Raw genomic sequence first — 15,671 nt, 5'->3', positions numbered from 1 at the left:
AAAATTAAGCGTGGTAGGTAGTTACGGCAGTGTAGAGTAAGTTAACGTCTTTCCAGCCACTTAAGCGCGACTTTTTACTATTAGTTACAAGCGTATACCAAGGTTGTATGCGGTTAACGGCTCTTGGTGGTAAGAATATATGCCTAACAAGATTTTGAGCAAAAAATTCAAAAACCACATCGTATTCAGGCTCACTTTGCACAGTATGCAAAAACAATGATGAATTATTGGCAGTTAATCTTGGTTGGTGCGCGTTAAAATCGGTTTGATGCGTTTTTTTATGTTGCGAAGTATCTACAGACTTACTAATAGGCTGTATTTTAGTTAAATCGGTAATATCAGTAGGAGAAACCTGCGTGCTAATATTTATATTTAAATTTTGTGAGGCGCCCATAGCATTGCTCTGCACACTAAAAAGTGCAGCAAGTAGCAAAAAGGCAGTTAAAAACACTCTAAATTTAAACATTCACGTTTTAAAACTAAAATAGGGGATGCGTAGTATATAAGGGCAAGCATTTAAAATACAATGCTTATTAATTAAGTATTTAGTTTTAACAGAGATCACTAATGCGCCCCAGACAAAGCACAGAAAAACGCCCCGACGCCATGAATTTACGCCAAAGTGTAAAAACACTGTGGCCCTACCTTACAAAATTTAAAGGCCGTGTTTTTATTGCACTTATGGCGCTTATAGGCGCAAAAGGTGCCACTTTGTTAATGCCTTGGGCGCTTAAAGAAATAATAGACTCGGTAGATAAGTCAATTAACCCACTGTTAGTTATCCCTGTTTTATTGTTATTGATGTACGGTGCACTGCGTTTTGCTAGCGTATTTTTAGGTGAGATAAGAGATGCTGTATTTTCTCGCGTAACCGAGCACGCTATGCGTGATATTGGTTTAAAAGTATTTAAGCATTTGCACTCACTTGAGCTGGCTTTTCATTTAGATAGGCAAACTGGCGGTATTAGCCGCGATATAGAACGCGGTACAAGTGGGTTAAGCTTTTTAATGCGTTTTTTAATGTTTAACATTGTGCCTACTTTATTTGAAATACTGACTGTTGCGATTATTTTTGGCACGTTGTTTTCTGTTTGGTTTGCGCTTATTACATTATTGGCAGTTGCTATTTATATTACCTTTACTGTGGTTGTTACCCAGTGGAGAAACCGCTTTATTAGAGAAGCAAATGCTGCCGACAATCAAAGTAATACCCGCGCTATAGACAGCCTACTTAATTATGAAACTGTAAAGTATTTTAATAATGAGCAGTTTGAAGCAAAAACGTACGACACCTTTTTAGCAAACTGGGAAAAAGCCCGTTTAAAAAATAGAATGTCGCTGCTCGCCCTCAACTCAGGCCAAGCACTTATTATCGCTTGTGCTATTACCGCTTTAATGTGGTTGGGCTCAACCGAGGTAGTTGCAGGTACGCTTTCTATTGGTGAACTTGTGATGATTAACGCGTATATGATTCAATTGTTTTTACCGCTTAACTTTTTAGGTTTTGTGTACCGCGAAATAAGGCGCGCACTAACCGACCTTGAAAACATGCTTGGACTACTTAACAAAAAACCACAAATAACCGATGCACTTAATGCTAAAGAGCTCAATATTAGCCAAGGTGAAATAACATTTAATAATGTAAGTTTTAGTTACGATGCGCATCGCCCTATTCTTAATAATCTTAGCTTTAGTGTTAAAGCAGGCAGCAAAGTAGCTATTGTTGGTGCCAGTGGGGCTGGTAAAAGCTCATTGGCGCGACTGCTTTATCGTTTTTATGATGTAAGCGCCGGTGAAATTAGTATTGATAATCAAGCTATAAACTCAGTAACACTTAATAGTTTACGAAAAGCCATTGCAATAGTCCCGCAAGACACCGTGTTGTTTAACACCACCATTCGTGAAAATATTGCTTACGGTAGACCAACAGCAAGCGATGCTGAAATTGACGACGCCATTGTAATGGCGCATTTAAAAGACTTTATAGACACACTTGATAAAGGCGATAAAACACTGGTTGGCGAGCGCGGTTTAAAAGTATCCGGCGGCGAAAAACAGCGTATTGCCATTGCCCGCGCTATTTTGAAAAAATCCCCTATTTTAATTTTTGATGAAGCAACATCTGCACTCGACTCTCATTCTGAGCAAGCAATACTTGCTGCAATGCGTGAAGTTGCCAGTAACCATACGAGTATTGTTATTGCTCATCGGTTATCTACTATTACCGATGCAGACACCATTATTGTGCTCAAAGCCGGACAAATTATTGAGCAAGGTAAGCACGATGAATTACTTACACTCGCCGGAGAATACGCCCGTATGTGGGAACTACAGCATAAAAAATAAATAGTGTGTAACCCCTCTTAGCTCGGATACCTTCAAGTATTCGAGCTAAATAAAGCGTTTATAGAACCTATTAGCCCTTCTCTTTACTCCTATATTAGTTTTATCGAGCACTGTGGTGATTCACCTCAAAAGATTTGTTTGTCTGATTAATTTCAATAACAATCGATAAGTTAAATATTCGTAACAATAAAAATAATTCACTGCTGCTTTAATTCAATCAGTGATACTCAGGAGTAAGTAATGAAAAAGAGTTTAATTGCCGCAGCATTAGCTGCCACATTTATTACCGGTTGTTCAGAGCCGCAAACAACAAAAACACACGAGCAACAACCTAAAGTAGTCACTGCAGCAGTGACAGAAAAAGCAGAGTTAGGTAGTTTTGGTGTTGATCTAACAGCTCGTAACGAAGCCGTTAAACCAGGCGATGACTTTTTTATGTATGCCAGCGGCACGTGGTATGACAACTACGAAATGCCTGCAGATAAAACCCGCTATGGTGCATTTTCTGGCTTAGCTGAGCGCAGCGAAGGCGATGTTAAAGCTATTATTGAAGAAATAGCAGCACGCAAAGACTTAAACGCAGAAGAAAAACTCGTTGCTGATTTTTACAATGCCTATATGGATACCGAAACACTTAATAAACTAGGTGTGGCGCCAATCAAGCCATTATTAAGTGAAATTAGTGATATAGCGTCGACCGACGATTTAGCTGAAATGTTTGGTAAGTCTTGGTTAACCGGTAATAAAGCTCCTTTTGGCGGCGGCATGTGGTTTAATCGCCTAGACCCTAATAAATATGAAATGTCACTAGGTGCTGGTGGTTTAGGTCTACCCGATCGTTCTTACTACCTTGAAAATGCTGAGCGCTTTGTTAAAACCCGTACAGCTTATGTTGCCCACATTGCTGACATGCTTGAGTTTGCAGGAGTCGAAAATAGCGCAGAGCGTGCTCAAGCAATTGTTGATCTTGAAACCAAAATTGCACAAGGTCATTGGCCCCGTGAAAAGCGCCGTAATCGCGATTTAACGCTAAACCAAATTGAACGCGCCGATTTAAGCACTGCTTATCCTGGCTTTAACTGGGATTTATACTTTGCGCAAACAGGTTATAAAGTACCTCAGTTAAATATCTCTCAGCCTGAGCCAATAAAAGCGATGATTGAACTAATCAATCAAGAAGATATTGCAGTATGGAAAGACTACCTAACGTATCATGCTATAAGCGGTAACGCAGGTTTACTATCAGAAGACGTATTTAATACTAACTTTGCTTTTTTTGGTAAAGAACTAAACGGACAACAAGAGCCTCGCCCTCGTTGGAAACGTGCAATAAGTGAAATGTCAGGCACAAGTTCGCTTGGTTTTGCTATTGGTAAAATATACGTAGCACGTTACTTTCCTGAGTAGTCAAAACAACAAATGTCAGAGCTGGTTGAAAACCTTCGTACAGCCCTTGGTGAACGTATTGATAACCTAGAGTGGATGGGCGATGAAACTAAAGTAAATGCGCGCGCTAAACTGGCTGCATTTGTACCAAAAATTGGTTATCCCGATGTTTGGCAGTCTTATGATGGTTTAAGCATTACTAAAAACGATTTAATCGGTAATGTGAAAAACATGCGTGAATTTTTTCATGCAGAAAGTGTTGAAAAAGAGCTACAAAAAACAGACCGTAACCGCTGGGGCATGACGCCACAACGCGTAAACGCTTACTACAATAGCTCGTTTAATGAAATTGTATTTCCGGCTGCGATATTACAACCGCCGTTTTTCGATCCAAATGCCGATCCGGCTGTAAACTATGGCGGTATTGGCGCTGTAATTGGTCACGAAATGGGTCATGGGTTTGACGATCAAGGTTCAAAATCAGACGAAAACGGTGTGCAACGTAATTGGTGGACTGATGCTGACCGCGCTGCATTTGACAAAAAAGCCGACCAACTGGCTGCGCAGTACAGTAAATACGAGCCAATCGAAGGTAACTTTGTTAATGGTCGAAATAGCCTTGGCGAAAACATTGGTGATGTAGGTGGGTTATCAATGGCTTATCACGCGTACAAGCTCAGTTTAAATGGTAAAGAAGCGCCTGTTATTGACGGCGTTACTGGCGATCAGCGTTTCTTCCTTGCGTGGGCACAAGTATGGAAAGAAAAACGTACTGAGCAAAGCATGCTTAACCAACTTCGTGGAGGCACACATGCCCCAGGTCGCTTTAGAGCACAAGCGCCGCGTAACCACGATGCATGGTACAAAGCGTTTGATGTAAAACCAGGCGATGCGTTATACCTTCCTGAAGATGAGCGTGTACGTATTTGGTAAGTAACACTTACTTTTTATTACTTAGTAAGGCAACCTGTTATACAGGTTGCTTTTTTATTGAATTAAATTTACACATAATAGATATAATTCCAACGTCTAGAACCCTCGATGATCCCATTAATAAAATACAGTTTACATGGCTTTTAAACGTTACCGATTTAATCTGTTTTAATACTTACTAGCCCTTGAATGCATTTACCTTTAGAATACGCATTATAATTTTATTCTATTATTTACATATATTAAGGCGAAACGCAGATGGGAAGAGCTTACCAAAACAAAAAAGATTCAATGGCTAAGACTGCGGGTGCTAAAACTAAAGTTTATTCTAAGTACGGCAAAGAAATTTATATTTGTGCTAAAAACGGCGGTGTAGATCCAGATGGTAATTTATCATTACGTCGTTTAATTGAACGCGCTAAAAAAGACCAAGTACCAGCACACGTTATTGACCGCGCAATCGACAAAGCAAAAGGCGGCGGCGGTGAAGACTACGCAGCAACACGTTACGAAGGTTACGGCCCTGGTAACTGTATGATTATTGTTGACTGTTTAACAGACAACAACAAGCGTACCTTTGCTGATGTACGTGTTTGTTTTACCAAAGCAAATGCTAAAATTGGCGCACAAAACTCTGTTTCACATTTATTTGACCACCTTGCTATTTTTGTATTTGACGGTGATGACGACGAAGCAGTACTTGAAGCTCTTATGATGGCTGATGTTGATGTAACTGACGTAGAAGTTGATGACGGTAAAGTTACTGTTTTTGCTCCTCACACAGAGTACAACAATACACGTACAGCGCTTGAAGAAATGGGCGTGACTGAATTTGACGAAGACCTAATTAGCTTTGTGCCACAAATTGAAACGCCGATTGAAGGCGAAGACGTTGAAGTTATGGAACGCTTTTTAGCAATGTTAGAAGATTGCGACGACGTACAAAACGTTTACCATAACGCGCAATTCTAAAGAGCAATTTAGTAAGTTAGAACGACTTTAAGCCAACAGCTATGTTGGCTTTTTCATTTTTAGAACATGGTATTAATATGAACTCCCTTAAAGAGCTTAAAAGTGGCAAACTTGTTGGTGCTACTCGCCTGCAATTGGTAGAAGAGCTAACGACATTTCCTGAAGAAATTTTTAGCTTAGCTGACACGCTTGAAGTTCTCGATTTATCAAATAATAAATTATCAACACTACCTGATGAATTTGCCTGTTTAACACACCTTAAGCGTGTGTTTTTATCGTTTAATCAGTTTAAGCATATTCCTAAAGTGCTCGCTAAATGCCCTGCTTTAATTATGGTCGCGTTTAAAGGTAACCAAATTTCTGAATTTGCTTTAAACAGCCTGCCAAAAAATATTGAGTGGCTAATACTCACCGATAATACGTTAAGCGAATTACCTGAAGATTTTGGTAATTACACCCAGCTTAAAAAGCTTGCGCTTGCAGGCAATCAACTTAAGCAACTGCCAAGTAGCATGGCGCGGTGTAGAAACCTTGAGCTTGTTAGGCTCTCTGCTAATAACTTAACACACGTAGACGACTGGCTTTTTGAATTACCAAAACTTGCTTGGCTTGCGTTTGCCGGTAACGATTTTAATAAAGCTCAGTGCCTTACAAAAAGTTGCTTAGAAAATAAGCCTCTTAACGATTACACACTTAGTCATGTTATTGGCCAAGGTGCATCGGGCGTTATTCATTTAGCGCAAGCTGCTGATAGCGCTGTAGCAATTAAATTATTTAAAGGTGCAATTACCAGCGACGGCTACCCGCTTGATGAAGTCAATTGCTGCTTACAAGCAGGCGAACACGCTAATTTAATTAAAGTACTTGCCTACATTGAAAAAAGTGATCAGCTAGGTTTAGTGATGGATCTAATAGATAAAAGCTTCGCTAATTTAGGTTTGCCTCCAAGCCTTGAAACCTGTACGCGTGATACCTTTAATGATGATTGCCATTACTCAACTCACGCTATTTTAAAAATTGCACAGCAAATGGTGAGTACGCTGCATCACTTGCATGTTTGTAAAGTAAGTCACGGCGATGTATATGCGCATAACACCATGATAAACAAAGATGCTGATGTTTTATTTGGTGATTTTGGTGCAGCCACAAACTTAGCCATGTTAAGTGATTATCAACAAAAGCAAATCGAGTTAATTGAAGTCCGTGCATTAGGGTGTTTAATTGAAGACTTATTAGGCACGGTAACTGGCGATGATAGACAAAGTGAGCTCTTTGTTAAAATGTCCGATATGGCAAAATGTGCTATGCAACCTGCATTAAATCAAAGACCTACATTTACTGAGCTATTAGCTGAGCTAAAATAAGTTTAATATTAATAATATAAGCGAGCAAAATGTAACACCTTGCTCGCTTTTATTTTATGTTTATTCGGATTTTCCGAACTTATTTAGTGCGCTTAAACGGGTAAACCTGTTGTTTAAGCATACCTACGGGCATGTAATCCCCGACTACACCATACGCTTGTGGCCACTCTTTTTGGCCTTTAACAGCAGTACCAAACACATAATCTAAAAACGAAAAATGTGCAGCGTAATTTCGGTCAATCGCGGCTTTATCTGACGCATGATGCCAATGGTGAAACTGCGGTGTAACCATAAAATATTTTAGCCAACCAAATTTCACACGCACATTTGCATGGTTAAACACAGCCTGCAAACCCACAATTATTACGTACAAACTAATTATTTGCTGTGAAAAACCAAGCACAAATATAGGCGTGAGCACTAAGCTGCGCGTTACGAGTATTTCAAGAATATGCTGGCGAGAGCCCGCTAACCAATCCATTTCTTTGGCGCTGTGATGTACGCCATGAAAGCGCCATAATAAAGGGACTTCGTGATAGGCACGATGCACCCAATACTGCATTAAATCGGCCACGAGTATTATTAAAAACAACTGCACTACAAAGGGAGTTTGCTCTATATAACCTTGTACTGTAGATGATACAGCCCAGCCAAAACCATAATGCACAAAGTGGTTAGTAACGAGTAATACAAAACCAATAATTAAATGATTTACAAAAAAGTGGTTTAAATCGCCCCGCCATTCGCTACGTAATATTTTTTGATCTTTACGATGAGGTAATAACTTTTCAATCACAATAAATATGAGTGTTGAGCCGAGTAAATCTAAAATAAACCAATCAAGCCCTATATAAGGTGTGTCGGTAGCAAATTCGTTTACTTCAACGTTTGGTCCGCCAAACATAATAGCGAGTAAAATAAAAAACCACGCTGTAGCCCCTAAACGCTTATTGGTATTACGTACAAAGTTAAGTAATCCTAAACTGCCCGAGACCAATAATGATGCAAACATAAGCTGACGTAAAAAGTCGACGCTGTAGCTTTTTCTCAGCTCTGGTGTGGTTAAGTATTCAGGGAAGTGAAACGCTAATACGCCTAAGCAACTCAGTATTGCTAAAAAGCAGGCTATGTAGCCACTTATGTTGCCCTCACCTATCTGAAGATGATTTGTGCGAAATACTTTTCGCGATAAAGCTCTGATCATTTTTATTATTCCTTGCGTCGTTGAGTTGATTAAATACAACGAAATTCCATTGATTAACACACCCACATATTAACAAAACTTAGGGTATAAAAAATACAAATAGTTCACTCCGTAGTCTGAGTAGCAAATATAAAGATAAACCAAACGCAAAAAAGCCACGCAATGCGTGGCTTGGTTGGATAAAGCTAAACTTTTACAAGGTCAATTATAAGTACTGACCTAATGCTTTAACTTGGTCTAACATGCGGTTTGAGAAACCCCACTCGTTGTCGTACCAAGCCATTACTTTAACTAGTTTGCCATTGGCTTTAGTTTGCGTTGCATCAAAGATTGACGACGCTGGGTTATGGTTAAAGTCGATAGAAACAAGCGGAAGCTCGTTATATTCTAAAATACTCTTCATTGAACCCGTTGCTGCTTCTTTCATGATTGCATTGATTTCTTCTGCAGTCGTATCACGCTTAGTGATAAACGTAAAATCAACTAAAGAAACATTGATTGTAGGAACACGTACAGACATACCGTCTAATTTACCAGCAAGTTCTGGTAATACTAAACCAACAGCTGCCGCAGCACCTGTTTTAGTTGGGATCATAGATTGAGTTGCACTACGCGCACGGTATAAATCTGGGTGGTAAACGTCAGATAAGTTTTGATCGTTGGTGTAAGCGTGAATAGTCGTCATGCTACCTTGTTCAATACCTACTGTGTCGTTAATTGCTTTTGCAATTGGCGCTAAACAGTTAGTAGTACAAGAAGCGTTAGAAATGATATTGCTGTCAGCATTAATTACGTCGCTATTTACACCATGCACTACTGTTGCATCTAAACCAGTACCTGGAGCAGATACGATTACTTTTTTAGCGCCTGCAGTAATGTGCTTAGCGGCGTCATCACGTTTAGTGAAAAAACCAGTACATTCTAAAACGATATCTACGTTTAGCTCTTTCCACGGTAAGTTTGCAGGGTCACGCTCTTGCGTTAACGTAATTACGTCATCCCCAATTAGCATAGTGTTGTTTTCAAGTGTTACTTTTTTTGAAAATTGACCATGAACTGAGTCATACTGCGTTAAATGTGCATTTACGCTAGCTGGTGCTAAATCGTTAATTGCTACAATTTTAATTTCGTTGTTTTGAGCTGACTCATAAAGTGCACGTAAAACATTTCTACCGATACGGCCGTAACCGTTAATTGCTACATTAATCATTTTAGACTCCTATTTAAGTTCACTTGCTTGGCGAGCAAGCGCTTCAATTGCTTGCCAGTCTTTATTTTCAATTAGTTGTTTATCTAGCATCCACGTACCACCAACACAAATAACGTTGTTAAGCGCTAAATAATTAGGAGCAGTTGCTAGGCTAATGCCGCCAGTTGGGCAAAAAGTAATATGTGGTAATGGGCCACCGATTGATTTAAGCATAGCTGTTCCACCTGCAGCTTCTGCTGGGAAGAATTTTAAATACTTAAAACCATGCGACGCAAGTTGCATAACTTCACTTGCAGTTGCAGCGCCTGGTAAAAATGGTATGTCTGATGTTTTAGCTAAAGCAATAAGCTCATCACTAACACCTGGACTCACCATAAAATCTGCACCAGCAGCAACCGAAAGATCAAAACTTGCCTTATCTACTACCGTACCAGTACCTACATAGGCTTCAGGTACTTCTGCTTTCATTAGCTTTACAGCTTCTGCAGCAATGGGTGTACGTAGTGTTATTTCTAAGGCTTTTAAGCCACCGTTGTATAAAGCTCTTGCAAGTGGTGCTGCATCTTCTAATTTTTCGATTACAACCACTGGCACTACGGGTGCCGATGCTAAGATTTTTTCAATACTCATTACTTGTTCCTCATTACCCAGTATGGCTAATATTTATTCAAGTCCAAAAGCACTCGCGCCTAAATCGGCACTGCTTACGATATTTCTAAATCCAGTAAATAATTCACGACCTGTACCAAATGTTGCACTTGGCAGGCTAAGCTCTGCTTCACGCTTAGCAAGTTCTTCGTCGCTAACGTGAACTTTTAATATTCCGTTTGGCGCATCAAGCGTCACTAAATCGCCTTCTCGGATTTTAGCAATAATGCCGCCTTCTACTGCCTCTGGTGCTAAGTGAATAGCAGCAGGTACTTTACCTGATGCACCCGACATACGACCGTCAGTAACAATGGCTACTTTAAAGCCTTCATCTTGAAGCGTTGCCATTACTGGCGTTAACTTGTGTAGCTCTGGCATACCTTTCGCTTTAGGGCCTTGCTCTTTTAGCACGGCAATAAAGTCTTGGTTTAATTCGCCACGAGTGTATGCATCTTGCAGAGCACTTTGTGAACTAAATACTTTTGCAGGAGCAGTAACGGTTTGATGTTCTTCAGCAACAGCTGACACTTTGATAACAGCTTTACCTAAGTTGCCAGTTAGAAGTTGCAGACCACCTTGCTTACTAAATGGGTTACTCACTGGGCGAAGTACTTCTTCATCGTGCGAGTTTGCTGGGCAATCTACCCATTTAACTTTAGTTGGGCCAGTTGAGTCGCTCATGATCAAGCTATCGTCTTTATCCAAACGAGGCTCTGTCATGTATGGTGCTAAACCATCGCCAAGCATTGTTTTAACGTCTGTATGTAAGTAACCAGCGCTTGCTAGTTCTCGCATTAAGAAACCCATACCGCCTGCTGCTTGAAAGTGGTTTACATCAGCTGAGCCGTTAGGGTAAATACGTGTAAGAAGTGGTACAACTTCTGATAAGTCAGACATATCTTTCCACGTAACCTGAATGCCGGCAGCTTTTGCTATCGCAACAATATGGATTGCATGATTAGTAGAACCACCTGTAGAAAGCAGGCCTACTAAACCGTTTATAATCGTTTTTTCGCTGATCACATCGGCTAAACACGGGCTTTCTTTATCATCTGTAAGCTGCTTAAGCATTGTTTCTACAGCATTACCTGTAAGGCCATCGCGAAGCTCAGTGTAAGGGTTAATAAACGAGCTACCTGGAAGGTGTAAGCCCATTATTTCCATCAACATTTGGTTTGAATTGGCAGTACCGTAGAACGTACATGTACCAGCGCTGTGATAAGACGCACTTTCAGCTTCGAGTAAGTCTTCGCGGCTCACTAAACCTTGTGCAAACTTTTGGCGAATACGTGCTTTTTCTTTATTCGGAATACCTGATTGCATTGGACCTGCTGGTAAAAAGAACACAGGTAAATGACCAAACGACAATGCACCAATTAATAAACCCGGGACGATTTTGTCGCAAACGCCTAAACAAAAAACGCCATCAAACACATCGTGCGAAAGAGAAATTGCTGTAGACATAGCAATTACATCGCGAGAAAAAAGTGAAAGTTCCATGCCATCACGCCCTTGCGTAACACCATCACACATTGCAGGAACGCCACCAGCAACTTGAGCTGTAGCATCGTATTTTGTTGCAATGTCTTTAATTAAATCTGGGTAGTCTTTGTATGGCACATGAGCCGATAACATATCGTTATATGAGTTGATAATAGCAAGGTTTGGCTGCTCATCAGCCTTTAAGCGCGCTTTGTCATCACTGCTACATGCAGCCATAACATGGGCTATATTTCCGCAACCTAAACCGGCACGAACTCTCGTTTGTTTTTTTGCGTGCGAAATGCGATCTAAATAATCTTGACGGGTATTTTTACTGCGTTCGATAACGCGCTGGGTAACTTCTTGAATACGAGGATGTAACATAATTTAACTCATCTCTATTAGTTAGAGGATAAAGGCTCAGTAGCAACTACAGACTCCACGTAAATAACTGTACTGAGCATCTTTGATTTACCCGTTCAAAGGTACGCTACCAGGGAGCCTCTCACAACAACCCTGACACCGGTGTCACTGTATTAACGCATAGCAATGACACCGGTGTCAACCCCGGGTAACAAAAATAGTTTAATATTTTAACATGACCGAATAATGACCTAATTGATTTTTAGGCACAAACCATGTTTTAGCAAGTTCAGAGTAAAAAAAGCCCGAATAAGCGTCACTCATATTCGGGCTACTGTGAAAAGATTTAAAACTCACTATTTTATTGCTGAGGTAGACTCGCGTGTAATCAAGCGTGACTCAAGCGTTACCTGATACGGCTGCTCTTGTGGTTGAGCTATGTGTGAAATAAGTTGTGTTACGGCTTGTTTAGTCATTTCTTCAACGGGCTGTGCAATCGTTGTTAACCCAGGCCAAATATGACGTGCAATGGGTGCATTATCAAACCCAGCTATTGAAATGTCATCAGGCACTTTTAATTGGCGCTGAGTTGCTAATTTAAGTACGGCAGCCGCCATGTAATCGTTTGATGCAAATACAGCGGTTGGCCTAGGGGATAAATCTAATATGCTGCGTGCACTATCTACACCTGAGTGATAACTAAAGTTACCCTCCTCTACTAAGCGCTCATCAAATTCTATACCATGGCTTGCAAGTGAACGCCTGTAACCTTTAAAACGTTGTTGCGTGGCACTGTGATCTGGGTGCCCTTTAATAAAGGCTATAGATTTATGACCGAGGTTAATTAAATGCTCGGTAATCTCAAATGCGCCTTGCTCGTCGTTACTACGCACTGAAATTGAATCATCTTGTAGTAAAGCTGAAGCAACTCTTGCATAAGGAATTTTTTTAGATTTTAAAAAAGAAGCAAGCTCAGCAAAATCACCAAAAGGAGGTGTTAGCACAATGCCATCTAATCGAGAAGTTTGTAGTAATTGCTCAATATTATTTATAAGTGCTTCACCACGAAACTCACAAGGGTGTATCAATAAATTATAGTTGTTTTCTTTACACGCTTCTAAGGCGCCCGTTTGCACTCGGGTAATATAACTTTTACTTGGGTTATCGTATAAACAGCCAATAATAAAGCTACGATTTTGAGCAAGACCTCGTGCAATTGGATTTGGGGTGTAATCAAGCTCTTTAAATACCGCAAGCACCTTTTCTCGGGTGGCGGCACTTACATTAGGCTCATTGTTTAACACGCGTGAGACGGTTTTTTTAGAAACCCCTGCATGGCTTGCTACACTATTTATGGTTACTTTTTTCATCTGTCCATTATCCAAATACAACCTGTAAGACCAAAGCCCTATTTGCTATTGTGTAAACACGCAGCAGCGCCAATAAGCGGTATGTTGTCTTGTGTTACGAGTGTTACAGGGATTTGTCCTGCGTACTGCGACATAATACCCTTTTGCGAAAATCGTTCAACAAAACGACTCTCTAGAAGTCTCGCTTGCATACGAGGTAGTATTCCACCGCCAATAAATAATCCACCTAACGCGCCATAAACAACCGCTAAATCACCGGCAACACTGCCAATCCAATCACAAAACTGGTTTAAGGTTGCATCACACACATCACATTCACCACTATTTGCAAGGCTGCTAATTTGTGCGGCATCTAAATTTTTAGCTGTTACACCCTTAACCGCAGACATTGCTTTGTATAAATGCGTTATGCCAGGACCTGAAAAAACTGTTTCGATAGAAACATGGGGATGATCTTTACGTAACTCATTTAATAATAAAGTATCGAGTTCATTAACAGGTGCAAGTGATATATGCCCCCCTTCTGAACTTAGCACTGCGGTAGATTGAGACGTTCTAACTAAGCACGCGGCACCAAAACCAGTACCTGGACCTATAACACCAATGTTTGCGTTATCATCAGCTTGACCTGATTTAACAATGACATTTTGTTTAGGATCTAAGTAAGGGGCAGCGTAAGCAAAGGCAGCAAAATCATTAATGACTTCAAGTTGTTGTAAATCAAAATGAGTTTTAAATTCACTGACGCTAAAATGCCAACCTAAATTGGTTAAATGCACTTGCCCGGCTTTTATTGGCCCTGCAACGGCTAAACATGCGCGTTTAGGTGAAATATGCGGGACTGTTTGTAAGTATTGCTCAAGCGCACTTTCAAGAGAACCAAAATTGGCACTAGGAAAAATATTAATGTGCTCTATTATAAATTGGTTAGTCTGTTCATTAAAAGCAGTTATTAAAGCAAAGCGGGCATTAGTGCCGCCGACATCAGCAACTAAGATGGGATCAAATTGGGCAGAAGCGTTTGGGCTCATAGTATTATCTCTTTTGTTAAGCGACTCATGCTTATTATTTTACAATGGTGTACCATTGTTATTTATACTTTGAGCTATCACCTCAAAGTAGCTATCACAGTAAAAAATGCTGCCTATAAAGATATAGACAGCGAATACGTTTTGACAACAAAATGATAAAACACTGACATTATGACACCGGTGTCAGGAATTTATCAATAAAAATATGCGTTAATTCACAAAAAGCTTGAAATTATTCATCAATAAACGAAAATGACACAATTATTTATCAATTTAATTAAGTTGTAACAATGAAAGGTAAAGCTACCTCATTTGATATTGCCCACTATGCAGGGGTATCTCAATCGACTGTATCTCGCGCTTTACGTAACAGCCACCTTGTTAATGAAGAAACACGCAAGCGTGTTTTCGATATAGCCAAAAAGCTTAATTATAAAGTTGATAAAAATGCGAGTAACCTTCGCACCCAACAAAGCAGCACGCTTGCATTATTGTTGTTTGAAGATCCCACTTCTGACGAGTCCCAAATAAATCCTTTCTTTTTAGCCATGCTTGGCAGTATTACCCGTGCTTGCGCTAAAGAAGGTTACGATTTATTAGTTTCATTTCAATCGGCCAGTGCTGATTGGCAAGCAGACTACGAAGACAGCCACAGAGCTGATGGCATTATTTTACTCGGGTATGGCGATTACATTGATTACCAACCAAAATTTAACACCTTACTTGAACAAAACACTAAGTTTGTTTGCTGGGGTGCAACGGTAGATAACCGTCCCGATTTAACTGTTTGTTGTGATAACTACGGTGGCGGTAAGCTCGCCGCTGAGCACTTTATTGCGCATAGCAGAACTGATTGCGCTTTTATTGGTGATGCTTCTGATCATAGCCCTGAATTTTTTAGTCGTTTTCAGGGCTTTAAAGATGAGCTACTGGCTAACAACGTAAAAATAAACGAACGTAAAATGGCTAATGCTATATCTACTGAAGAATCTGGTTATCACGCCACACGCTCACTAATTGCTAATAATATTAAATTTAACGCCTTATTTGCTGCAAGTGACTTAATTGCTATAGGGGCTATACGCGCACTTAAAGAAGCAAATATTAACGTGCCGAAAGATGTTGCGGTAGTCGGCTTTGATAATATAGCCATTGCAAGTTATGTAAACCCACCACTAACTACAATAGAGCAAAACACCACTATTGCTGGGCAAATGTTAGTAGAGAACCTATTAAAACTGATACGTGGTGAAGAAGTTCAAAGCACCCTGTTGCCTCCTATTCTCATTCCTAGAAGTTCAAGCTGAGCCGGGCTGATAAAATAAAGTAGAATTTATAAACGGTTTTAATTGGAAGTTACAA

At 40.1% G+C, this 15,671-nt stretch carries 11 protein-coding genes and 1 pseudogene; 5 read left to right on the top strand and 7 right to left on the bottom strand.

Annotated features, from left to right (window positions below; genetic code table 11):
- Positions 1-4 precede the first annotated feature (4 nt).
- On the bottom strand, positions 5-466 hold the full coding sequence (locus tag H5115_RS11830; RefSeq protein WP_182755442.1) for a hypothetical protein: 462 nt from the start codon (positions 464-466) through the stop codon (positions 5-7).
- 101 nt (positions 467-567) lie between these two features.
- Here H5115_RS11830 and H5115_RS11825 point away from each other — a divergent pair, with 101 nt between their 5' ends.
- The 4 genes and pseudogenes from H5115_RS11825 (at position 568) to H5115_RS11810 (ending at position 7,001) form a co-directional block, all read left to right on the top strand.
- Entirely contained in the window at positions 568-2,346 is a 1,779-nt protein-coding gene (locus tag H5115_RS11825) for an ABC transporter ATP-binding protein/permease (RefSeq protein WP_182755440.1), read from the top strand.
- Positions 2,347-2,586: 240 nt separating this feature from the next.
- Positions 2,587-4,665: pseudogene (locus H5115_RS11820) on the top strand (M13 family metallopeptidase).
- A gap of 258 nt (positions 4,666-4,923) precedes the next feature.
- Positions 4,924-5,637, top strand: a complete 714-nt coding sequence (locus tag H5115_RS11815) for a YebC/PmpR family DNA-binding transcriptional regulator (protein ID WP_002959761.1) — start codon at positions 4,924-4,926, stop codon at positions 5,635-5,637.
- Positions 5,638-5,678: 41 nt separating this feature from the next.
- Complete coding sequence (locus H5115_RS11810; RefSeq protein ID WP_259396388.1) at positions 5,679-7,001, top strand: leucine-rich repeat-containing protein kinase family protein; 1,323 nt, start codon at positions 5,679-5,681, stop codon at positions 6,999-7,001.
- A 79-nt stretch (positions 7,002-7,080) separates the two neighbouring features.
- On the opposite strand, the gene H5115_RS11805 is transcribed toward H5115_RS11810, so the two are convergent.
- The 6 genes from H5115_RS11805 to glk form a co-directional block, all read right to left on the bottom strand.
- Positions 7,081-8,205, bottom strand: coding sequence for a sterol desaturase family protein (locus H5115_RS11805; protein WP_182755436.1), 1,125 nt, complete (start codon positions 8,203-8,205; stop codon positions 7,081-7,083).
- Positions 8,206-8,410: 205 nt separating this feature from the next.
- Positions 8,411-9,415, bottom strand: a complete 1,005-nt coding sequence (gene gap, locus H5115_RS11800; RefSeq protein ID WP_182755434.1) for a type I glyceraldehyde-3-phosphate dehydrogenase — start codon at positions 9,413-9,415, stop codon at positions 8,411-8,413.
- A 9-nt stretch (positions 9,416-9,424) separates the two neighbouring features.
- Complete coding sequence (gene eda / locus H5115_RS11795) at positions 9,425-10,045, bottom strand: bifunctional 4-hydroxy-2-oxoglutarate aldolase/2-dehydro-3-deoxy-phosphogluconate aldolase (protein WP_002959756.1); 621 nt, start codon at positions 10,043-10,045, stop codon at positions 9,425-9,427.
- Between the two features lie 33 nt (positions 10,046-10,078).
- Positions 10,079-11,929 carry a phosphogluconate dehydratase gene (gene edd, locus H5115_RS11790; protein ID WP_002959754.1) on the bottom strand — a complete coding sequence of 617 codons (1,851 nt, stop codon included), beginning with the start codon at positions 11,927-11,929 and terminating at the stop codon, positions 10,079-10,081.
- 335 nt (positions 11,930-12,264) lie between these two features.
- Positions 12,265-13,278, bottom strand: a complete 1,014-nt coding sequence (locus H5115_RS11785) for a LacI family DNA-binding transcriptional regulator (protein WP_002959752.1) — start codon at positions 13,276-13,278, stop codon at positions 12,265-12,267.
- A 38-nt stretch (positions 13,279-13,316) separates the two neighbouring features.
- Positions 13,317-14,309: a glucokinase gene (gene glk / locus H5115_RS11780; RefSeq protein WP_182755431.1), complete on the bottom strand. Its 993-nt coding sequence runs from the start codon at positions 14,307-14,309 to the stop codon at positions 13,317-13,319.
- Positions 14,310-14,599: 290 nt separating this feature from the next.
- On the opposite strand from glk, the gene H5115_RS11775 reads away from it, so the two are divergent.
- Entirely contained in the window at positions 14,600-15,616 is a 1,017-nt protein-coding gene (locus H5115_RS11775; RefSeq protein ID WP_024603984.1) for a LacI family DNA-binding transcriptional regulator, read from the top strand.
- The last annotated feature ends 55 nt before the right edge of the window (positions 15,617-15,671 follow it).

It is taken from the genome of Pseudoalteromonas sp. SR44-2 (assembly GCF_014163745.1).
Classification (GTDB): domain Bacteria; phylum Pseudomonadota; class Gammaproteobacteria; order Enterobacterales; family Alteromonadaceae; genus Pseudoalteromonas; species Pseudoalteromonas distincta.
Note: the sequence above shows the minus strand (reverse complement) of the source record. Positions and strands in the feature narration are given on the sequence as shown.